Source organism: Kitasatospora sp. NPDC096128 (assembly GCF_040303105.1).
In the GTDB taxonomy this organism is placed as follows: Bacteria; Actinomycetota; Actinomycetes; order Streptomycetales; family Streptomycetaceae; genus Kitasatospora.
The window spans coordinates 1-20,902 of the sequence record NZ_JBEOSP010000006.1; the positions used below are offsets into that span (position 1 = coordinate 1).

The 20,902-nt window shown below is 73.7% G+C and carries 12 protein-coding genes and 1 pseudogene; 2 read left to right on the top strand and 11 right to left on the bottom strand.

Going from position 1 to position 20,902, the window contains the following annotated elements; genetic code table 11:
- Positions 1-182 (top strand): annotated as a pseudogene (locus tag ABTY61_RS08905) (ATP-binding protein); the annotation flags it as partial.
- 115 nt (positions 183-297) lie between these two features.
- On the opposite strand, the gene cimA reads toward ABTY61_RS08905, so the two are convergent.
- The 4 genes from cimA to ABTY61_RS08925 form a co-directional block, all read right to left on the bottom strand.
- The gene (gene cimA / locus ABTY61_RS08910) at positions 298-1,920 is read right to left on the bottom strand and encodes a citramalate synthase (RefSeq protein WP_350504267.1); all 1,623 of its coding nucleotides are present in this window, start codon (positions 1,918-1,920) and stop codon (positions 298-300) included.
- 407 nt (positions 1,921-2,327) lie between these two features.
- A complete protein-coding gene (locus tag ABTY61_RS08915) occupies positions 2,328-3,440 on the bottom strand; it encodes a branched-chain amino acid aminotransferase (protein ID WP_350504268.1) in 1,113 nt (370 codons plus the stop codon).
- Between the two features lie 213 nt (positions 3,441-3,653).
- A complete protein-coding gene (locus ABTY61_RS08920; RefSeq protein ID WP_350504269.1) occupies positions 3,654-4,691 on the bottom strand; it encodes a 3-isopropylmalate dehydrogenase in 1,038 nt (345 codons plus the stop codon).
- A gap of 59 nt (positions 4,692-4,750) precedes the next feature.
- Positions 4,751-5,317: a Uma2 family endonuclease gene (locus tag ABTY61_RS08925; protein ID WP_350504270.1), complete on the bottom strand. Its 567-nt coding sequence runs from the start codon at positions 5,315-5,317 to the stop codon at positions 4,751-4,753.
- Positions 5,318-5,474: 157 nt separating this feature from the next.
- On the opposite strand from ABTY61_RS08925, the gene ABTY61_RS08930 reads away from it, so the two are divergent.
- Entirely contained in the window at positions 5,475-7,949 is a 2,475-nt protein-coding gene (locus tag ABTY61_RS08930) for a YfhO family protein (RefSeq protein ID WP_350504271.1), read from the top strand.
- 48 nt (positions 7,950-7,997) lie between these two features.
- Here the strand turns inward: ABTY61_RS08930 and ABTY61_RS08935 are convergent, their stop codons facing one another.
- The 7 genes from ABTY61_RS08935 to ABTY61_RS08965 all read right to left on the bottom strand — a co-directional run bounded on the left by ABTY61_RS08935 (position 7,998) and on the right by ABTY61_RS08965 (position 20,690).
- On the bottom strand, positions 7,998-11,348 hold the full coding sequence (locus ABTY61_RS08935; protein ID WP_350504272.1) for a S8 family serine peptidase: 3,351 nt from the start codon (positions 11,346-11,348) through the stop codon (positions 7,998-8,000).
- A 282-nt stretch (positions 11,349-11,630) separates the two neighbouring features.
- On the bottom strand, positions 11,631-11,792 hold the full coding sequence (locus ABTY61_RS08940; protein ID WP_350504273.1) for a hypothetical protein: 162 nt from the start codon (positions 11,790-11,792) through the stop codon (positions 11,631-11,633).
- A gap of 292 nt (positions 11,793-12,084) precedes the next feature.
- Positions 12,085-13,671, bottom strand: coding sequence for a phosphoglycerate dehydrogenase (gene serA, locus ABTY61_RS08945; RefSeq protein WP_502895261.1), 1,587 nt, complete (start codon positions 13,669-13,671; stop codon positions 12,085-12,087).
- 231 nt (positions 13,672-13,902) lie between these two features.
- Positions 13,903-14,901 carry a ketol-acid reductoisomerase gene (ilvC, locus tag ABTY61_RS08950; protein WP_350504275.1) on the bottom strand — a complete coding sequence of 333 codons (999 nt, stop codon included), beginning with the start codon at positions 14,899-14,901 and terminating at the stop codon, positions 13,903-13,905.
- A gap of 147 nt (positions 14,902-15,048) precedes the next feature.
- Positions 15,049-15,573: an acetolactate synthase small subunit gene (gene ilvN, locus ABTY61_RS08955; protein ID WP_097236150.1), complete on the bottom strand. Its 525-nt coding sequence runs from the start codon at positions 15,571-15,573 to the stop codon at positions 15,049-15,051.
- Positions 15,574-15,607: 34 nt separating this feature from the next.
- Complete coding sequence (locus ABTY61_RS08960; RefSeq protein WP_350504276.1) at positions 15,608-17,455, bottom strand: acetolactate synthase large subunit; 1,848 nt, start codon at positions 17,453-17,455, stop codon at positions 15,608-15,610.
- 328 nt (positions 17,456-17,783) lie between these two features.
- Positions 17,784-20,690 (bottom strand): putative bifunctional diguanylate cyclase/phosphodiesterase, encoded by a 2,907-nt coding sequence (locus tag ABTY61_RS08965; protein WP_350504490.1) that lies wholly within the window; start codon positions 20,688-20,690, stop codon positions 17,784-17,786.
- Positions 20,691-20,902 lie beyond the last annotated feature (212 nt).

Consider the following 20,902-nt stretch of genomic DNA (forward strand, 5'->3'; position numbering starts at 1 on the left):
CCTTCGTCGTCGCCCTCAACGGCTTCGACGGCCACCAGCCCCACACCGCCGACGAAGTCCGCGAAGCCCTCCAACTCGGCGCCGACACCCCCGTCATCACCCTCGACGCCCGCCGCCGCGACAGCGCCAAGAGCGCCCTCATCACCCTCGTCGAACACGCCCTCCTCGCCCGACTCCGCTGATCCGGCGGTACGGCGACCCGGTACGGGCTTCGGCCCACCGGACTCGGTCGAGTCCGGTGGGCCGACGGCGACGGCTGGCGAACGGCCGGGAACGGCCGGACAGGGCCGGGACCGGCTAGGCGGGCCGCTCGACCTGCTCGGTGGGCTCCAGCCCGGCCCGGACCAGGCCGTAGGTGTACGCGTCCTCCAGGGCCAGCCAGGAGGCGGCGATCACGTTGTCGGCCACCCCGACCGTCGACCAGGTCGCGGTGCCGTCGGTGGACTCGATGAGCACCCGGGTCTTGGAGCCGGTGCCGTGCTGCCCCTCCAGGATGCGGACCTTGTAGTCCACCAGCTCGAAGGTGGCCAGCGGCGGGTAGATGCCCTCCAGGGCCGTCCGCAGCGCCTGGTCCAGCGCGTTGACCGGACCGTTGCCCTCCCCGACGGCGATCCGGCGCTCGCCCTTGGCCCACAGCTTCACGGTGGCCTCGTTGCCCGAAACCCCGCCCGGGCCCTGCTCGCTGATGGTCCGCCAGGACTCCAGGCGGTAGAAGCGGTCCCGGCTGCCGCGCACCTCGTCGCGCAGCAGCAGCTCGAAGGAGGCGTCGGCGGACTCGTAGGTGTAGCCGAGGTTCTCCTGCTCCTTCACCTTGGCCACCACCCGGCCGGCCAGGTCGCGGTCGGCGGAGAGGTCGTAGCCGAGCTCCTTGCCCTTGAGTTCCACCGAGGCCCGGCCGGCCATGTCGGAGACCAGCATCCGCATGGTGTTGCCGACCAGCTCGGGGTCGGTGTGCTGGTAGAGGTCCGGGTCGACCTTGATCGCGGAGGCGTGCAGGCCCGCCTTGTGGGCGAAGGCCGAGAAGCCGACGTACGGCTGGTGGGTGGACGGGGCCAGGTTGACCAGCTCGGCGATCGCGTGCGAGATCCGGGTCATCTCGGCCAGCCGGCCCGCGGGCAGCACCCGGCGGTCGTACTTCAGCTCCAGCGCGCCGACCACCGGGAACAGGTTGGCGTTGCCGACCCGCTCGCCGTAGCCGTTCGCGGTGCACTGCACGTGGGTGGCGCCGGCGTCCACCGCGGCCAGGGTGTTGGCCACCGCGCAGCCGGTGTCGTCCTGGGCGTGCATCCCGACCCGGGCGCCGGTCGCCGCGATCACGTCCGCGACGGTGTCCCGGACGCCGGCCGGCAGCATCCCGCCGTTGGTGTCGCACAGCACCACCACGTCCGCCCCGGCCCGGTGCGCGGTGCGCACCACGGCGAGGGCGTACTCGCGGTTGGCCCGGTAGCCGTCGAAGAAGTGCTCGCAGTCGAGGAACACCCGTCGGCCCTGCGCGCGGAGGAACTCGACGCTGTCCCGGATCATCTCCAGGTTCTCGTCCAGCGTGGTGCGCAGCGCCAGTTCGACGTGCCGGTCGTGGGCCTTGGCGACCAGGGTGACCACCGGCGCGCCGGAGGAGACCAGCGCGGCCAGCTGCGGGTCCTCGGCGGCCTTGCCGCCGGCCCGGCGGGTGGCGCCGAAGGCCACCAGCTGCGCGCTGCGCAGCTCCAGTTCGGCGGCGGCGCGGGCGAAGAACTCGGTGTCCCGGGGGTTGGCCCCGGGCCAGCCGCCCTCGATGAAGCCGACGCCGAACTCGTCCAGGTGCCGGGCGATGGCCAGCTTGTCCGCCACCGTCAGGTTGATGCCCTCCCGCTGCGCGCCGTCGCGCAGGGTGGTGTCGAACACGTGGAAGCTGTCGTCGGTACGGCTGACCTCGGTCATGACCCCTGGTTCTCCGTTCGGGGAGGTTCGTACTGCTCGGCCGGATTCTCGTCCCGGCTCCACTGTCCAGCATCCCGCGCGCGACCCCGGTGTCCCCGGGCCCCTTGTGGGGGCCGTCGGCCGGTCCGGGCTGTGCTCGATGGGCGGAGCCCACGGTGTTCGTGGGGCTGCGCCCGAAAAGCGAAAAGACCCCTCGCGGGTGCGAGAGGTCTGCGCGCGGGTCTGGACGCTGGTGGTCGCTCCGCATCGGGTCCTGCGGGAGCGGTCACTGCGGACCGGCGCGCCTGCTGCTAATAATCAGCGAAAGCGAGGACACGCTGGCAGTCTGGCACAGCATCCGCGCTCCGGCCTGCCCGTCTCGCGATGCGGAACAGGGCAGGCCGGAGGGGGTGTCGGAGTCCGTCAGGTCAGACGATCTTGTGCAGCCAGCCGTGGGTGTCCGGCTGCTCGCCGCCCTGGACAGCCAGCAGGGCGCGGCGCAGCTCCATGGTGATCGGGCCGGGCTCGCCGGTGCCGACGGTCCAGTCGGCGGCCGCGGACTTCACCGAGCCGACCGGGGTGATCACGGCGGCGGTGCCGCAGGCGAAGACCTCGGTGAGGGTGCCGTCGGCGTTGCCCTGCTGCCACTCCTCGGTGGAGATCTTCCGCTCCTCGACCGCGTAGCCCAGGTCGGAGGCGAGCTGGAGCAGCGAGTCGCGGGTGATGCCGGGCAGCAGCGCGCCGGACAGCTCCGGGGTGACGATCTTCGCGTCCTTGCCCTCGCCGAAGACGAAGTACAGGTTCATGCCGCCCATCTCCTCGACCCACCGGTGCTCGGCGGCGTCGAGCCAGACCACCTGGTCGCAGCCCTTCTCGGCGGCCTGGGCCTGGGCGACCAGCGAGGCGGCGTAGTTGCCCGCGCACTTCGCGGCACCGGTGCCGCCGGGCGCGGCGCGGACGTACTCCTTGGAGAGCCAGACCGAGACCGGCTTGACGCCGCCCGGGAAGTAGGCGCCGGCCGGCGAGGCGATGATCATGAAGAGGTAGGAGTTCGCCGGACGGACACCCAGACCGACCTCGGTGGCGAACATGAACGGCCGCAGGTAGAGGCTCTGCTCCGGCTCGTTCGGAACCCACGCCTGCTCCTGCTGGACCAGCAGCTCGACCGCCTCGACGAAGGCCTCCACCGGCAGCTCCGGCATCGCCAGGCGGCGGGCCGAGGCCTGGAAGCGCAGGGCGTTGGCCTCGGGGCGGAAGGTCGCGATGGAGCCGTCGGTCTGGCGGTAGGCCTTCAGGCCCTCGAAGATCGCCTGGCCGTAGTGCAGGGTCATGTTCGCCGGGTCCATCTCCACCGGCGCGTACGGGACCAGCTGCGCGTCGTGCCAGCCGCGGCCCTCCGTCCAGCGGATGGTGACCATGTGGTCGGTGAAGACCCGGCCGAAGCCGGGGTTGGTCAGCCGGGCCTGGCGCTCCGCCGCGGGCAGCGGGTGGGCGGAGGGCTTGAGATCGAACGTGATGGGCGCCTGGGTGGGCGTGCTCATGGCTGTTTCCTTCACCGTGGGGTTCGTTCGGGCCGCCACCGCCGAAGGAACGTTACGGCGATCCAACGCCGGAACGAACGCACAACGGCACGGCCCACTGTCGATACTCGCATCCAGAGGGCCGTGCCGAACAGCTGCCCGCTCCTTGGGGAGCTGCAAGCTGCGGTTATGCGGACCGGCCCGGCAGGCCGGATCCGCTGGGATCCCGGCCCGTCAGCCGGCTACTCGCTCGGCGAGCGCGTCGCCGACCTCGGAGGTGGAACGGGTGCCGGCCCGCTCGGCGAGGTCCGCCGCGACGGCGGCCTCGACCCTGGCGGCCTCGGCGGGGTAGCCGAGGTGCTCCAGCAGCATGGCGACCGACAGCACGGTGGCGGTCGGGTCGGCCTTGCCCTGGCCCGCGATGTCCGGCGCGGAGCCGTGCACCGGCTCGAACATGGACGGGAACTCGCCGCCCGGGTTGATGTTGCCGCTCGCCGCCAGGCCGATGCCGCCGGTCACGGCTGCGGCCAGGTCGGTCAGGATGTCGCCGAACAGGTTGTCGGTGACGATGACGTCGAAGCGCTCCGGCTGGGTGACGAAGAAGATGGTGGCCGCGTCGACGTGCAGGTAGTCGGTGGTGACCTCCGGGAACTCCGCGCCGACCTCGGCGAAGATCCGCGTCCACAGGTGCCCGGCGTGCACCAGCACGTTGTTCTTGTGCACCAGGGTGAGCTTCTTGCGCGGCCGCGCCTGGGCCCGGCGGTAGGCGTCGCGCACCACGCGCTCGATGCCGAAGGCGGTGTTCAGACTGACCTCGGTCGCCACCTCGTGCGGCGTCCCGGTGCGCAGCGAGCCGCCGTTGCCGACGTACGGGCCCTCGGTGCCCTCGCGGACGACCACGAAGTCGATCTCCGGCTGGCCGGCCAGGGGCGACGACACCCCGGCGAACAGCCGGCCCGGCCGCAGGTTGATGTGGTGGTCGAAGGCGAACCGCAGCTTGAGCAGCAGCCCCCGCTCCAGCACCCCGGACGGCACGCTCGGGTCCCCGATGGCGCCCAGCAGGATCGCGTCGAAGCCCTTGAGCTCGGCCAGCACGTCGTCCGGCAGCGTCTCCCCGGTCCGGTGGTAGCGCCGGGCCCCGAGGTCGTACTCGGTGGTCTCCAGCTTCACGTCGGCGGGGAGCACGGCGCCGAGGACCTTCAGACCTTCGGCCACCACCTCCTGGCCGATGCCGTCACCCGGGACAACTGCGAGACGAATGGTGCGAGACATGCTCGGACCCTACTCCCGCGTCCCAGGTGCTGACACCTCGCGTCCAGCATCCGGACGCGTCAGGTCAGGTCGATCTCCACCGGGAACGGCTGATCGACCTTCAACTGCTTGTGGTGGATGCCGGTCAGGACGTACTTCCGCGACGCCGGCTCCAGCTCGTAGGTGTAGACGATCGGCTTCCCCTCGTCGTCGCTCTCCACGCGCCAGAAGTGCTTGATGCCCCCAGCCGCGTACTTGCGGGGCTTGGTCTCCCGGTCACGCTCTTCGGACTCCTCCGACACGACCTCGACGGCCAGCAGGACGTCCGCCGCCTCGCAGAAGGTCTGCTTCGGGCCGGTCACCCCTCGGTCGTCGATGACGAGCAGATCCGGTTCGGGTCGGTTGCGCTGGTCCAACCTGACCGTCATCTCCCGCCAGACGTCCCATCCCGTCGGTACGGCAGCCTCCAGAGCCCGCTCCAGCCTACGGAGTGTGCGCATGTGGAACGCGGTCTGCGGACTCACGAAGATCAGGCTCCCGTCGATCAGCTCGGTGTGCGGCGGGAGATCAGGCAGCCGGTCAAGGTCCTCTGCGGTGTAGCCACCAGCAGGAGGCCGAATCCAGTCGGGGTACGGCGCGATGCTCATGGTTCCTCCCATACGGGCATCCTGGCGGCCCTCTCAGGCTACTCGGCAAAGCGTCCCCGGGCGCCACCCCATCGAGCGAGCGCGTGGGGCAGCTGGTGCGCCGGGGGCGCGCTTAGGGTGGCGGGGTTCGGGATTCCTGGCAGAACGGGGCACGTGGATGAGGGCCGAACGGCGGCGGGAGGTGCTGGTCTGCGGGGCGGCGGCCGGGCTGGCGATGGGCGGGTTCGCACTGGCCGCGGGGCTGCGCGGGCGGTGGCCGGCCGGGGCGGGCCCGGTCGCCGTGCCGTACCACGCGCACCTGTGGGACCTGCTGCACGGACAGGCCACCGGGGACCTGCTGTTCAACTGGAACAGCGGCTACGGCGTCCCGTTCCTGGCGGACTTCTTCGCCTACCTGATGAACCCGTTCTCCTGGCCGACCGCGCTCCTCCCCCGCGACCAGGGGCAACTCGCCGTCTTCCTGGTCACCCTGGCCACCATCGGCCTCGGCACCGCCCTGATGGCCCACCTGCTAGGCCGACTGCACCCCGGCCCCCGGTGGCTGCGGGTGTCCGCCGCCGTCGGGTACGGGCTCTGCGCCTGGGTGCTGGACGTCGGCGGCGGGGCGCCGATGTGGCTGTGGGGCCTGGTCTCGCTGCCGCTGCTCGGCCTGGTCGGGGACTGGTGCCTGCACGAGCGCCGCTGGGTGCTCGGCGCGCTGTGCGTCGCACTCGCCTGGGCGGGCAACCTCTACACCGCCGCGCTGGCCACCCTGATCGCCGGACTCCTGTTCGCCGTACGGCTGTTCGCCACCCCGCGCCCCTTCCGGCACCGGGTCCGGGCGACCGGCCGGGCGGTCACCCTGACCGCCGCCGGGGTGCTGCTCGCCTCCCCCGTGCTGTTCGTCGCCGTCCGGGCCGCGCGCGGCGCCCAGCCGGAGTCCCCGCTCCAGCCGCTCGGCCCCTCCGGGCTCGACGGGCACCTCGCCCAGCTGCTGCCCGCCACCACCGGCGGGCGGCCGCTGCCGGACGTGGCGATCGGGGTGCTCGGGCTGCTGCTGGTGTGCGGGCTGCCGTTCAACCGCCGGGTGCGGGTCCGTGAGCGGGCGGCCTGGTGCACGGCGCTGCTGCTGGTGGTGCTCAGCTTCGTCTGGACCCCGACCGTCCTGGTCTGGCACGGCCTGGCGATCCCGGCCGGCGGGCCGTACCGGGTCTCCTTCGTGCTCAGCGGGCTGCTGGTGCTGGCCGGTTGGGTGTCGCTCGCCCACCGGCCGGACTGGCCGGCCCTGCTGGGCGGCGCCGCGCTGACCGCGGTGATCGCCGCCCTGGCGGCCGCCCGGGGCTCGGTGCACGCCTCCACCTGGGTGCTGCTGGGCGCCGGCGGCGCCGTCCTGCTCGCCGCGCTCGCGGTGCTGGACCGGTGGCACACCGACCGCCGGGCGAACACCCTGGCCACCTGGGTGCTCGGCGGCGCGGTGCTCGGCAACGCCGTCTGGTCCGGGTACGCGGCGCTCGGCGCGCCCCCCGACGACAGTGTCTCCCCCGCCGCCGTGCGGGCCGGGCACGCCGCCGTCCGGACCGGCGCCGACTGGCCGGACCGGCGCAGCGACCCGGGCCCGCACGCCTTCACCCCCAACGACCCGCTGCTGCTGAACGGCCAGGGCGGCGGCTACTCCAGCGGCTACCTGCCGACCGTCGCCGCCCTGCTGCTGCACGACCTCGGCGCCGGCTGGACGGCCGGCGGGCGGCAGACCGGGGGCGTCACCGACCCGGTCGGCCAGGCGCTGTTCGGGGTCGGCGCCCACCTGGACGACGGGCCGTCGCCGCCCGGTTTCACCCCCGTCCGGGCGCCCGCGCCGCCCCTGGTCACCGTGCTGCCGCCGGGCTTCCGGACGGCCACCTCCTCGGTCTGGTCCCGCCAGGAGTCGCTGCTCGGCAGCCAGGTGTACGACGTCCCGCTGCCCGTCCCGGCCGGCGGCCCGGCACCCACCCTGCACGGGACCAGCGGCTGGTCGGTGCCGGGCGGCGCGGAGGGCACGGTGTTCACCGCCACCTGCACCCCGGGCTCGACGGCGTACTTCCACGGGCTCTGGTACCGCGGCACGGTCAGCGGCCTGGACACCAGCTACCGCAGCGAGGGCGAGCAGCCCACCACGGCGGTGGCCGTCCACCGGCTGGGCACCGTCCCGGCCGACGGGACGGTCTCGGTGACCCTGCGGTCGGACGTGGTCAGCCAGATCCCCGCCCGCCCGATCGGCTGCCTGCGGGCCGACGCCCTGGCGGCCGCCGTCACCCGGCTCACCGCCACCGGCGCCACCCGGGTCGAGGCCGGCGGCCACACCCTCACCGCCGCCCTGCCGCCGGGCTCCACCGGCACCGCGCTGCTCTCCGTCCCCGCCACCGAGGGCTGGACCTGCGCCACCGACGGCGGCGTCCGCGCCGCACCCACCCCGGTCCTCGGCATGATCGGCGTCCCGCTGGGCGGCGGCGCCGACCGGGTCTCCTGCGGCTTCCGCCCGCCCGGCCTCACCGAGGGCCTCACCGTCGCCTCGGGCACCGCCGCCGTGCTCGCCCTGGTGGCGGTCTTCGCCCGCCTGTCCCGCCGCCCGACCCGGCCCCCGCGCCGCGAACGCCGGGCGGCCGCCCAGGGGTGAGCGGAAAGCGGCGGCCCGCCGGGGGTTCCGGCGGGCCGCCCCGGTTCCTCACGGCAGGTCGAGCACCTGGGCCCGGCGGTCGGCCGGGTTGACGTGGTACAGCAGCAGGAGCCGGGAGCCGTCCCCCGGCGTGCGGTGCACGTCGAGGACGGCGCCGGGGCCGGCCGGGGTGAGCATCGCGGGCGGGCCGGTGAGGCCGGCCCGCACGGTGAGGGCCGGGTGCAGGACGTCCAGCGGGACGGTCGGGCGGGTGCCGCCCAGGCCGATCGAGGAGAAGGAGTCGGCCGGGTCGGGCCGGCCCGGGCCGGCCACGCCGGTCCAGACGCCGTAGTGGACGGTGCTGTGACCGGGCGTGACGCCGGGCAGGGCGCTCAGCCGGACCGGGAGGACCACCACGTCGCTGTCCAGCAGCCCGGTGTCGGTGTCGCCCCAGCGGGCGTTGAGCGGTTGGACGTCGAGTTCGGCGCCGGTGCGGGCGTCGAGGGCCCGGGAGACCAGGACGTCACTGCCGCGCAGCCGGTCGGCCTTGAGGATCACGTCGGTGACGCCGTCCCCGTCGGTGTCCAGCGACACCCGTACGCCGTACAGCCCGACCGGGGTGGCCGCCGGGGCCCAGAGCCGGGCGCCCACGTACAGCAGGTCGGAGTCGGCGGCCGCACCGACGGCCCGCAGGTTGGCGACCCGGTCGCCGGGGTGCTCGACGCAGAGCTCCTGGGGCGGCTCGGCCGACTCCCCGGCGCCCTCGGGCCGGATGCCCGCGCCCGGGCCGACGGCCTTGCCGGCGCCGGACCGGCAGTCCGGCCAGCGGGCGCCCTCGCCGCCGAGCGCGAAGGCGCTGACCAGTCCGGGCACGGCGCCGGGGGCGGCGCTGCCGCCGAGGGTGACGAAGGTGCCGTCCCGGGCGGTCCGGGCGGAGGCGGTGACGCCGAGGTCGCCGGTGGGGCGCGGGGCGGCGAACACCGGGACCCGCAGCTGCGGCAGGCCCTGGTCGGTGACCGGGCTGAACAGCACCCGCCCGGACAGCTCGCCCCGGTAGCTGCGGGCCCGGCCGCCCTGCACGGTGTCGACGGTCGGATCGGGCGCGCGCCCCAGCCGCCCCGGTACGGACAGCGTGACCCGCACCCGCGCGGTGCCGCCGGCCGGCACGTCCACCCGGCCCGGGCTCACCTCGAAGGCGGCGCCCGGCAGTTCGGTGGCGGCCGCGTAGCCGGTGCGGTAACTCAGCGGCGCCGACGCGTGGTTGGCCAGCTCGATCTCCCGGACGAGCGCCGTCGGCCCGCCGACCTCGACCGGTCCGTAGGAGACCCCGACGCCGCCCGCCGCGGCGCCCTCCCCCGCCGCGTAGGCGACCACCGGGGTGCGCAGCGCGCCGTCGACCCGGGCCCGCCCGGCGCCGGTGCGCTCGGGCCCGTAGACCGGCCCGCTGTGGTCGTCGCCGAGGTAGGTGTCGGTGCTGGTGTTCATCAGGGCGGCTTTGACCTGCTCGACCGGCCAGTCCGGGTGGGCGGCGCGGACCAGCGCGGCCAGTCCGGCGACGTGCGGGCTGGCCATCGAGGTGCCGTTCTCGCGCTGGCCGCCGCTGCCGCTGCCGACCAGGGCGGACCAGATGGTCTCCCCGGGGGCGGCGAGGTCGGGCTTGACCACGCCGGGCACGCCGACGCCCCGGGAGGTGAAGTCGGTGAGGGTGTCGACCCGGGCCGGCTGGTTCTGCGCGACCGAGCCGTGCAGCGGGTTGCCGGGCGCGGCGAGCCGGACCCGGGTGTCGCCGTCGGCGGCGGCCTTCAACAGCCGTTCGCCGTCCGCGCGGCCGAGCAGGACGGCCGGGATCCGGTCGTTGCCGGAGATCTCGGCGAGGTGGTCGGTGTCGGCGGCGTAGAGCGCGCCGATCGCCCCGGCGTCGGCGGCGTGGTCGGCGCGCGGGCCGGAGTTGCAGGCCCGGTCGGGGTCGCGGGTGTTCCAGGTGAGCACCGCGATCCGCCCCTTGAGGCGCTGCTTGTCGGCCTCGCTGAACTCGGTGCAGCCGTCCGCCTGGTCGGCGGGCACGGCGAGCCCGCCGGTCACGTCCGCGGTGGTCCAGCCCTGGTAGCGCTCGCTCCAGTGGCCGGGGACGACCCCGGCCTGGGCGGCGGGGGCGAGCACGGTGATGCCGTCCACGTCGGCGTGCCCGTGCACGGAGGCGGCGACGGTGACCGCCCGCACGGCGGTGCCGGGGCTGCCGCCGACGCCGTACACGTCGCCCTCGTTGCCGGCCGCCGCGACCACCACGGTGCCGAGTTCGGCGAGCCGGTCGACGGCCAGCGCGTCGGTGTCGTCGGGGCTGCCGAAGCGGCTGCCGAGCGACAGGTTGACCACGTCTAGCCGGTCGCCGAGGTCGCCGTCGCCGTTCGGGTCGGCGGCCAGGTCGAGGGCCTGGGCGAGCCGGTCGGTGGAGCCGTCGCAGCCGAACACCCGGATCGCGTACAGCTGCGCGCCGGGGGCGGCACCGGGGCCGATCCGGAACGAGGCCGGGTCGAGCCCGGGCCGGTACGGGCCGGTGTACGGGTGGCCGTCGGCGGTGACGCCGTACCCGGCGGCCGTCCCGGCGACGTGGGTGCCGTGCCCGTTGCGCACGCAGTCCAGCGGGTTGTCGCTGGGGTGCGGCACGGGCTGGTGGTTGGGGGCGGCCGGGTCCGGGTTGTAGTCGTCGCCGACCAGGTCCTTGCCGCCGACCACCTTGGCGGTGGGGAACAGCGCGGCCGGGGCGGGCTTGCCGCGCTCGACGGAGCGGAAGGCCGCCTCGGTGCCGGGGCCGCCGAAGTCGGCGTGGGTGTAGTCGATTCCGCTGTCGATGATGCCGATCCGCACGCCCTGGCCGGTGTTCCCGGCCGCCGCCGCGTCACCGGACCAGACCTGCGGGGCGCCGGTCAGCGGAACGGAGTAGGCGTTGTCGCGCTGCTTGTTCACGATCGGGTGGACGGCCCGGACGCCGGGCAGCGCCCGCAGTGCGGGCAGCCGGTCGGCGGGGGCGCTGACCGCCAGGCCGGTGAACAGGGTGTGGGTGCGGTAGAGCTCGCGGGCGGCGGGCGCCGAGCGGTGCACGGCCCCGGCGAGCCGGTCGAGCGCGTCCCCGGCCCGGGAGCGCTGGACGGCTCCCGCCCGGGCGGCCTCCCGACGGACGGCGTCGGGCGAGCGCCGGGCCTGCCGCGCGCTGTCGGCGGCGTGCCGCCAGGCGGGGCCGGCCGCCTCGGTGTCGAGTTCGAGCAGGACGGAGGCCGTCCGGCCCGGCGGTCCCGCGCTGGGCGGTCCGGCGCTGGGCGGTCCGCCCGCGGCCGGGGTGGCGGCGAACGCCGCGCCGGTGGCCAGCAGGACCAGGGTGAGGCCGATCCGGGCGACCGGTCGGCGGACGGGTGGCAGACGCACTGGGCCCTCTCCCCCGGGAGGGGGACTGATCCGCACACGTGTCGCAGACGCCCGCCCGCGCGGACGTCGATCACCCTTCCGGGGGCCCCAAATTAGGATGATCGCGATGGCGGGGGCGAGCGACTTCCCCCGGATGGACCCCAGTCGCACCCGATGGAGTGACGCGGTGTCAGCCCGGTCGGCCCAGTAGGCCGATGAACGCCGTCGGCGGCGCCGGTCAGTCGCGGCCGATCAGTCCCGGCCGGTCAGCCGCCGCCGGTCGCCGGTCGGTTGTGCCGGCGCTCAGCTGTGACCGGTGGCGCCGCCGTTGTCCCGGCGGTCCAGCGAACGCTGGAGCGCGGCGGCGGCGAAGGGGTTCCGCTCGGTCGCCCGGCGACGGCGCGGGGCGCGGACCGGGGTGGCGGCGGGGGCGGGAGTGGCGTGGCGGTCGGCGGTGGTGGGCATACCGGGCTCCTTGGAAGCGGCGCGCGTGGCAGCGCGGCAGAAGAACGGGGAGAGGTACGCGCGGGGGCAGGGATCGCCTGCCCGTGGGGGCGCACGCGCACACGGGCCGCGCGCCCTGGCTGAAGGGGGCGGCACACCGTATGGCCCTTCCACGGTAAGGCCCCGCCCCGGCCGTGTCTGCACGAATACTTGGATTTCCTAGTATCTGAGACGGCTGTCACCCGGGGGAACGCACCAGGGCCCGGACCGCCGTTCGCACGGCGGTCCGGGCCCTGGTCAGGGCGGTGGGGGCTCAGCCCAGGTCGACCGAGCGCGCGAAGTGGGCGCCGATCTCGGCGGCGATCACCGTCAGCACGTCCTGCGGGATCTCGCTGTCCACGGTGATGGACGCGAGGGCGCTGCCGCCGTCCCGGGCGACCTGCATGCCCGCGATGTTGATGCCCGCGTCACCGAGGTGACGGCCGAGCACGCCGACCACGCCGGGGCGGTCCTCGTACTTGAAGAAGGCCATGTGGTCGGTGAGCGCCACGTCGACGTCGAAGGTGTCCACGCCGACGATCTTCTGGGTCTGCTTGGGGCCGGCCAGCGTGCCGGAGATGGCGATCTCCTCGCCGTTGGCGAGGGTGCCGCGCACGGTGATCACGTTGCGGTGCTCGGCGCTCTCGCTGGAGGTGGTCAGGCGGACCTCGACGCCGCGCTCCTGGGCGAACAGCGGGGCGTTGACGTAGGACACCGTCTCCGCCACGACATCCTCGAACACGCCCTTCAGCGCGGACAGTTCGAGCACCTTCACGTCGTGCTGGGTGATCTCGCCGCGGACCTCGACGTCCAGTCGGACGGCCACCTCGCCGGCCAGCGCGGTGAAGATCCGGCCGAGCTTCTCGGCCAACGGCAGGCCCGGGCGCACGTCCTCGGCGATCACGCCGCCCTGGACGTTGACGGCGTCCGGTACCAGCTCGCCGGCCAGCGCCAGGCGCACCGACCTGGCGACCGCGATGCCGGCCTTCTCCTGCGCCTCGTCGGTGGAGGCGCCCAGGTGCGGGGTGGCGACCACGTTGTCGAAGGCGAACAGCGGGGAGTCGGTGCACGGCTCCTTGGCGTAGACGTCCAGGCCCGCACCGGCCACCCGGCCCTCGCGCAGGGCGGCGGCGAGCGCCTCCTCGTCCACGATGCCGCCGCGGGCGGCGTTGACGATGCGCACGCTCGGCTTGACCTTGTGCAGCGCCTCGTCGCCGATCAGGCCGATCGTCTCGGGGGTCTTGGGGAGGTGGACGGTGATGAAGTCCGAGACCTCCAGCAGCTCCTCCAGGGTGACCAGCTTGACGCCCATCTGCGCGGCGCGGGCGGCCTGGATGTAGGGGTCGTACGCGACGATCTTCATCCCGAACGCGGACATCCGCTGGGCGACCAGGACGCCGATCCGGCCGAGGCCGACCACGCCGAGGGTCTTCTCGCTCAGCTCGACGCCGGTGTACTTGTTGCGCTTCCACTCGCCCTGCTTGAGCGCCGCGTTGGCCGGGGCGATGTTGCGGGCGACGGAGATCAGCAGGCCGCAGGCGAGCTCGGCGGCGGTGACGATGTTGGAGGTCGGCGCGTTCACGACCATCACGCCGGCCTTGGTGGCGGCGGCCACGTCCACGTTGTCCAGGCCGACGCCGGCCCGGGCGACCACCTTGAGCTTGCGGGCGACGGCCAGCGCCTCCGCGTCGACCTTGGTGGCCGAGCGGATCAGGATCGCGTCCACGTCGGCGATCGCGGTGAGCAGCTCGGTGCGGTCGGCGCCGTTGCAGTGGCGGATCTCGAAGTCGGGGCCGAGGGCGTCGACGGTGGCGGGCGACAGCTCTTCGGCGATCAGTACGACGGCGCTCTTGGAGGTCACAGTGCTCACGACAGTGGTCCTTAACTGTCCGGTTCCCCGCACACGAAGGTGGCGTGTGAGGGCGGGGAAGGTGGCATGGCCGCGTAGGTAGACGCACGACGCTGTGGGCCTGACGCGCACTCGGGAGTGTATCGACGGGCTGGGTACCAGGCTGCTCCCGTCCGGCGAAATCACCCGGACGAGAGCAGCCTACTTGTACAAGGGAATTACGGAATCACGGGACGAAAAGGCTCAGGCCTTCTCGTTGACCCAGCTCATCAGCGAGCGCAGCTTCTTGCCGGTGGTCTCCAGCAGGTGGTCCTCGTCGGCCTTCTTGTACTCGTTGTACTTGGGCAGACCGGCCTTGTACTCGGCGATCCAGGTGTTGGCGAAGGTGCCGTCCTGGATCTCGGCCAGGACCTTCTTCATCTCGGCCTTGGTGTCCGCGGTGATGATGCGCGGGCCGGTGACGTAGTCGCCCCACTCGGCGGTCTCGGAGACCGACCAGCGCATCTTCTCCAGGCCGCCCTCGTACATCAGGTCGACGATCAGCTTGAGCTCGTGCAGGCACTCGAAGTAGGCGATCTCCGGCTGGTAGCCGGCCTCGACCAGGGTCTCGAAACCGGCCTTCACCAGGGCGGCGGTGCCACCGCAGAGGACGGCCTGCTCACCGAACAGGTCGGTCTCGGTCTCCTCGGTGAAGGTGGTCTTGATGACGCCGGCCTTGGTGGCGCCCAGGCCCTTGGCGTAGGACAGCGCCAGGTCGAAGGCCTTGCCCGTGGCGTCCTGCTCGACCGCGACGATCGCGGGGACGCCGCGGCCCTCCTCGTACTGGCGGCGGACCAGGTGGCCCGGGCCCTTCGGGGCGACCATGCAGACGTCGACGTCCGCCGGGGGCTTGATGAAGCCGAAGCGGATGTTCAGGCCGTGGCCGAAGAACAGGGCGTCGCCGGCCTTCAGGTGCGGGGCGATGTCGGCCTCGTAGACGTCGGCCTGGATCGGGTCCGGAACCAGGATCATGATGACGTCGGCCTCGGCCGCGGCCTCGGCCGGGGTGACCACGCGCAGGCCGGCCTCCTCGGCCTTGGCACGGGACTTGGACTCCGGCTTGAGGCCGACCCGGACGTCGGCGCCGGAGTCGCGCAGGGACAGCGCGTGGGCGTGGCCCTGGCTGCCGTAGCCGATGACCGCGACCTTGCGGCCCTGGATGATGGACAGGTCGGCGTCGTCTTCGTAGAACAGCTCGGCCACGGGGGCACATCTCCTTGCGTGATGGGTGCCGGGGGTTCCTAGCCTAGGTCGGCCCGGCGGGGTACGGATCGTTGCTTGAGGGGTGCCGCGCGCCGGCGCGCCCTTGGAAGGGTGGCGGCGGGCGACGGGCGGGTGAGACGGCGCGGGTTACGCGCTGCGGTCGAGGGCGCGCAGCGAGCGGTCCGTGATGGAACGCGCGCCGCGGCCGATGGCGACCAGGCCGGACTGGACCAACTCCTTGATGCCGTAAGGCTCCAGCATCCGGAGCATGGCCTCCAGCTTGTCCGAGCTGCCGGTGGCCTCGATGGTCACCGCTTCCGGCGACACGTCGACGGTCTTGGCACGGAACAGCTGGACGATCTCGACGATCTGCGACCGGGTCTCGTTGTCGGCGCGGACCTTCACCAGGACCAGTTCCCGCTGGATCGCAGCGGCCTGGTCGAGTTCGACGATCTTTATCACGTTCACGAGCTTGTTGAGCTGCTTGGTGACCTGTTCCAGCGGGAGGTCCTCGACGTTGACCACGATCGTCATCCGGGACACATCCGGGTGCTCGGTCGGGCCGACGGCGAGGGAGTCGATGTTGAAGCCCCGACGGGAGAACAGCGCGGCGATGCGGGCGAGCACGCCGGGCTTGTTCTCGACCAGGACGGAGAGGGTGTGCTTGGACATGTGGTTCCTCAGTCGTTCTGGAGTGGCAGGGCGGTCAGTCGAGATCGTCGCCGAAGTCGGGCCGGACGCCCTTGGCGAACTGGATCTCGTCGTTGCTGGTGCCGGCCGCGACCATCGGCCACACCATCGCGTCCTGGTGGACGATGAAGTCGATGACCACCGGGCGGTCGTTGATCTCCATCGCCTGCTTGATGACCGCGTCGAGGTCCTCGGGGCGCTCACAGCGCAGGCCGACGCAGCCCATCGCCTCGGACAGCAGGACGAAGTCGGGGATCCGGGTGCCCTGGGCCGGCGGCGCGATGCCGTCGTGCTCGGGGCCGGCGTGCAGCACGGTGTTGGAGTAGCGCTGGTTGTAGAACAGCGTCTGCCACTGCCGGACCATGCCCAGCGAGCCGTTGTTGATGACCGCGACCTTGATCGGGATGTCGTTCAGGGCGCAGGTGACCAGCTCCTGGTTGGTCATCTGGAAGCAGCCGTCGCCGTCGATGGCCCAGACCACCGACTCCGGGCGGCCCGCCTTGGCGCCCATTGCCGCCGGGACGGCGTAGCCCATGGTGCCGGCGCCGCCGGAGTTGAGCCAGGTGCCGGGCTTCTCGAAGCGGATGTACTGCGAGCTCCACATCTGGTGCTGCCCGACGCCCGCCGCGTAGATCGCCTCCGGGCCGACCAGTTGTCCGATCCGCTCGATCACCTGCTGCGGGGAGAGCCGGCCGTCCGGGGCCGGCTCGAAGCCCAGCGGGTAGGTCTTCTTCCACTCGTCGAGCTTCTCCCACCACTCGGCGTAGTCGCCCTTGTGGCCGGCGTCGAACTCGGCCTGCACGGCCACGATCAGGTCGGCCAGCACCTCGCGGGCGTCGCCGACGATCGGCACGTCCGCCGGGCGGTTCTTGCCGATCTCGGCCGGGTCGATGTCCGCGTGCACGATCTTGGCGTACGGGGCGAAGCTGTCCAGCTTGCCGGTGACCCGGTCGTCGAAGCGGGCGCCGAGGGTGAACAGCAGGTCCGACTTCTGCAGCGCGGTGACGGCCGGGACGGAGCCGTGCATGCCGGGCATGCCCAGGTGCTGCGGGTGGCTGTCCGGGAAGGCGCCGAGCGCCATCAGGGTGGTGACGACCGGGGCACCGGTCAGCTCGGCGAGGATCCGCAGCTCGGCGGTGGCGTTCGCCTTGATCACGCCGCCGCCGACGTAGAGCACCGGGCGCTTGCTGCCGACCAGCAGCTTCGCGGCCTCGCGGATCTGCTTGGCGTGCGGCTTGGTGACCGGGCGGTAGCCGGGCAGCGCGGTCTCGACCGGCCAGCGGAAGGTGGTGGTGGCCTGGAGGGCGTCCTTGGCGATGTCGACCAGGACCGGGCCGGGGCGGCCGGTGGCGGCGATGTGGAAGGCCTCGGCGATCACCCGGGGGATCTCGGCCGGGTCGGTGACCAGGTAGTTGTGCTTGGTGATCGGCATCGTGATGCCGCAGATGTCCGCCTCCTGGAAGGCGTCGGTGCCGATCGCCTTGGAGGCGACCTGGCCGGTGATCGCCACGATCGGCACGGAGTCCATGTACGCGTCGGCGATCGGGGTGACCAGGTTGGTGGCACCGGGGCCGGAGGTGGCCATGCAGACCCCGACCTTGCCGGTCGCCTGGGCGTACCCGGTGGCGGCGTGGCCCGCGCCCTGCTCGTGCCGGACCAGGATGTGGCGCACCTTGACCGAGTCCATCAGCGGGTCGTACGCGGGAAGGATGGCCCCGCCCGGGATGCCGAAGACGGTGTCCGCGCCCACGGCCTCGAGCGAGCGGATGAGCGACTGGGCGCCGGTCATGGTCTCGGCGACGTGCTGGGGAGCGTGGGCGGCCGGGTTGTCCCCGCGGCGGGGGGATGCGGCGTGCTCGGTCATCTGCCTGTCTCTTCTCGGGTTTTGCCGGCCCGGTGCTGCGGGCCCCGTGCTGCGAGGGTGGGGTCCCGGTCCGGGCCGATCGCCGGCTCTGCCTCAATCCTCCCGCCGATTCCGACAAGTCGGACTCTTCGGGCCGATCGGGGCCAGGGGTCTTGCGGGTGGAACAGCGTCAGTGCAACAAAAAACCCCTCGTGCCCAAGGGCATGCGAGGGGTGGCGCGTCGGTCTGTCACGAGCAGGGCGTGCGAGCCCACTCAGCCGACGCGCCCGCCAAGTACGAGAATTCGGGTGCGCATGGCAACGACCTTCCTCCCGTCCGGGGTGGCGTGTCAAGCAGGTGGGATGACCGTCTCGCCATGCGGACCGGCTCCCGGACCGGCCACGGCCCGGTGTTCGGGCAGCTCGGAGGCCCCGTGGTGCGGTGGCACCCGCCCCGCCGGGGCGTCCGTGCGGCCACTCGTCCGGGTGTCCGCGGCCAGGTGGGCACGGCGGCCGGAGAGCGGGCCGAGCGGCTTGGGCACCGGGTAGCCGCGGCGGGCCAGCGCCCGGCGCAGCCTGGTCTCGTCCAGCGGCGGGGCGAAGGCCGAGCCCTGGGCCAGCCGGCAGCCCAGCTCCTGGAGGGCGGCGACCTGCCGGGGCAGGTCCACCCCCTCCGCGGCGGTGGCCATCCCGAGGTCCCGGCCGAGCCGCAGCGCGTGCCCGGCCAGGGTGCGGCTGAGCCCCGACTCGCCCAGGTCCTGGACCAACGTGCGGTCCAGCTTGAGCCCGTCCAGCGGCAGTCGGGCGAGCGCCCCCAGCGAGCCGCTGCCCGCGCCGTAGCCGGCCAGCCAGGTGGAGACGCCGAGTCTGCGCAGCGCGGCCAGCCGGCGGCCGAGTTCGTCCGCGAGCCGGTCCGGGCCCATCCGGGCCACCTCGATCACCAGCTCGCCGGCCGGCAGCCCGCTGTCGCGCAGCGCCGCCGCCACCGTCTCGTACAGACCGGGCGAGCAGAGCCGCTCGACGGAGAGCCGGACCGCCACCGGGACGGGCGCCGGGGCGCCGGGGCGCCGGCCGCAGAGGTCGCGCCGGTCGGCGGCGGCCGCGACCGCCTCGTGGACCAGCCAGCGGGAGAACCGGGTCGCCGCGTCGCCGTGCTCGGCCGAGCGCAGGAACTCGGCCGGGGTGAGCAGCAGCCCGCCCGCCGAGCGCCAGCGGGCCTGGGCCTCGACGGCGGTCACCGCGCCGCTGGAGAGGTCCACCACGGGCTGGTGGAGCAGGGTGAACCCGCCCTCCCGGACGGCCAGCCGCAGCCGTTCCTCCAGCTCGGTGCGGCGCTCCAGGTCGGCCCGCATCGCGGGGGCGTAGAGCACCACCCGGCCCTTGCCCTCGGACTTGGCCCGGTACATCGCCAGGTCGGCGTTGCGCATCAGCTCGTCGGCGGCGGCTCTGGGGTCGGCGGCCGGGCCGCGTTCGGGGGTGCCGAAGGCGATGCCGATGCTGGCGGCGACGCCGAGTTCGACGCCGCCGATCCAGTACGGCTCGGAGAGCGCGACCCGCAGCCGCTCGGCCAGCTCCTGGACCTGCAGCTTGCCGAGCGGTCCACAGACCAGCGCGGCGAACTCGTCGCCGCCGAGCCGGGCGACGGTGTCCCCGCAGCGGACGGCGCCCTGCAGTCGGCGGGCGGCCTGCACCAGCAGCTCGTCGCCGACCTGGTGGCCGGCGGTGTCGTTGACCGCCTTGAAGCCGTCCAGGTCGAGGAAGAGCACCGCGATGCCGGCGCCCGTCCCGCCCTGCTGGCCGCGGGTGCCGAGGGCGCCGCGCAGCCGCTGGGCGAACAGCGCCCGGTTGGGCAGGTCGGTGAGCGGGTCGTGGAAGGCGTTGTGCTGCAACTGGGCCTGGAGCATGACGCGTTCGGTGACGTCCCGGCTGTTCAGCAGCAGCCCGTCGCGGTGCCGGCTGACGGTCGACTCGACGTGCAGCCATTCGCCGACGCCGGAGCTGATCCGGCACTCCACCCGGGCCGAGGGCTCGACGGTGCCCGGGGTGCGGTGGGCGGCGAGCCGCACCCGCGCGAGGTAGCGGCGGACCTCGGCGAGCACCCGGTCCACGTCCTCGGGGTGGACCAGGTCCAGCAGGTTGCCGCCGACCAGCTCCTCCGGGTCCCGCCCGTAGACGCCGAGCGCCGCCGGGGAGACGTACGAGAGCACGCCGTTGGCCCCGGCGATCATGATGACGTCGCTGGACCCCTGCACCAGGGAGCGGAAGTGCGACTCCTTGTGGGCGAGTTCCTGGGCCAGCGAGAGGTTGTCGAGCAGCATGACGCCTTGCCTGAGGATCAGTGCCAGCCCGACGGTGCACGCGGCCGCGGCCACCACGCGGTCCAACTCGCGTCCACCGACGGCATTGTAGAGGATTCCGGCGGTGCACACCGCGGCCGCCGCGTACGGGGTGAGCGCACTGAAGGTGGTGGCCACCCGGCGGCGCGGCAGGCCGCCGGCCGAGGGGTGCTCGCGCAGCGGACGGCGCCAGCGCGGCGACCACGGCGCCCACGCGAGCAGCAGGCTGCCGGCGAACCAGCCGGCGTCCAGCAGTTCGCCGGAGTGGTAGCTGCTGCGCAGCTCCGGGGAGGTGAACAGGGCGTCGCAGGTGACCGTGACGGCGAGCGCGAGCATCGCGGTGTGCACCGCCGCCCGGTTGCCGTCCCGGCCGCCGAAGCGCAGCCCCACCACCAGGCTGACCAGCAGGATGTCCAGCACCGGGTAGGCCAGGTTGAGCGCCAGCCGCAGCGGGGAGCCGCTCTCGCCGGCCGCGATCCGGCCGAGTGCCAGGCTCCAGCTGAGGGTGAACAGCGAGCCGGCGATCAGCCAGCCGTCGAGCAGCAGGCACAGCCAGCCGGCCGCCGACCGCGGGTGCTGGGCGAGCACCAGCACGCCGGTGATGGCGAGCGGGGCGAACAGCAGGAAGGCGTACTGGGCGAGCGAGTCCTGCGGCAGCTTGGTGCGCACGACCAGCTCGTACCAGCCCCAGGTGCCGTTGCCGAAGGCGACCATGAACGAGGAGAGGCCGAACAGCAGCCAGGCCGGGCGGGCGTGGCCACCGACCGTGCAGCCGTACACCAGGCAGGACAGCGAGGCCGCGAGGGCCGCCGCGGCGAGTCCGAAGTCACCCATGAACACGGCGAGTTGGTGTGACCCCCAGCCGGCGGCGGCGCCCAGTGCGTAGGCCAGGCAGAGTCCGCCGAGGACCAGGCCGGGCAGGGTGCGGCTGTCCCGGAGCCGGCGCCGGGGGCCGCGTCCGACCGGCCCCGACGGCTCGGGCGCGGACGCGTCGGCGGGCGGTACGCCCGGTCGTCCGACCCCGGGCAGCACCGTATCGGTGGAGCTCACTCGGCCTCTCCCCCTCCGGCCCGGGGCCCGGCGCCCCGGCCACGGACCACCGGCCGCGCACCTCTCGGCCGTACGCGGTGGCC

Coding starts and splice junctions, on each gene's coding strand:
- cimA (WP_350504267.1), bottom strand. CDS start 1,920: ATGACCGAGGTCAGCCGTACCGACGACAGCTTCCACGTGTTCGACACC.
- ABTY61_RS08915 (WP_350504268.1), bottom strand. CDS start 3,440: ATGAGCACGCCCACCCAGGCGCCCATCACGTTCGATCTCAAGCCCTCC.
- ABTY61_RS08920 (WP_350504269.1), bottom strand. CDS start 4,691: ATGTCTCGCACCATTCGTCTCGCAGTTGTCCCGGGTGACGGCATCGGC.
- ABTY61_RS08925 (WP_350504270.1), bottom strand. CDS start 5,317: ATGAGCATCGCGCCGTACCCCGACTGGATTCGGCCTCCTGCTGGTGGC.
- ABTY61_RS08930 (WP_350504271.1), top strand. CDS start 5,475: ATGAGGGCCGAACGGCGGCGGGAGGTGCTGGTCTGCGGGGCGGCGGCC.
- ABTY61_RS08940 (WP_350504273.1), bottom strand. CDS start 11,792: ATGCCCACCACCGCCGACCGCCACGCCACTCCCGCCCCCGCCGCCACC.
- ilvN (WP_097236150.1), bottom strand. CDS start 15,573: ATGTCCAAGCACACCCTCTCCGTCCTGGTCGAGAACAAGCCCGGCGTG.
- ABTY61_RS08960 (WP_350504276.1), bottom strand. CDS start 17,455: ATGACCGAGCACGCCGCATCCCCCCGCCGCGGGGACAACCCGGCCGCC.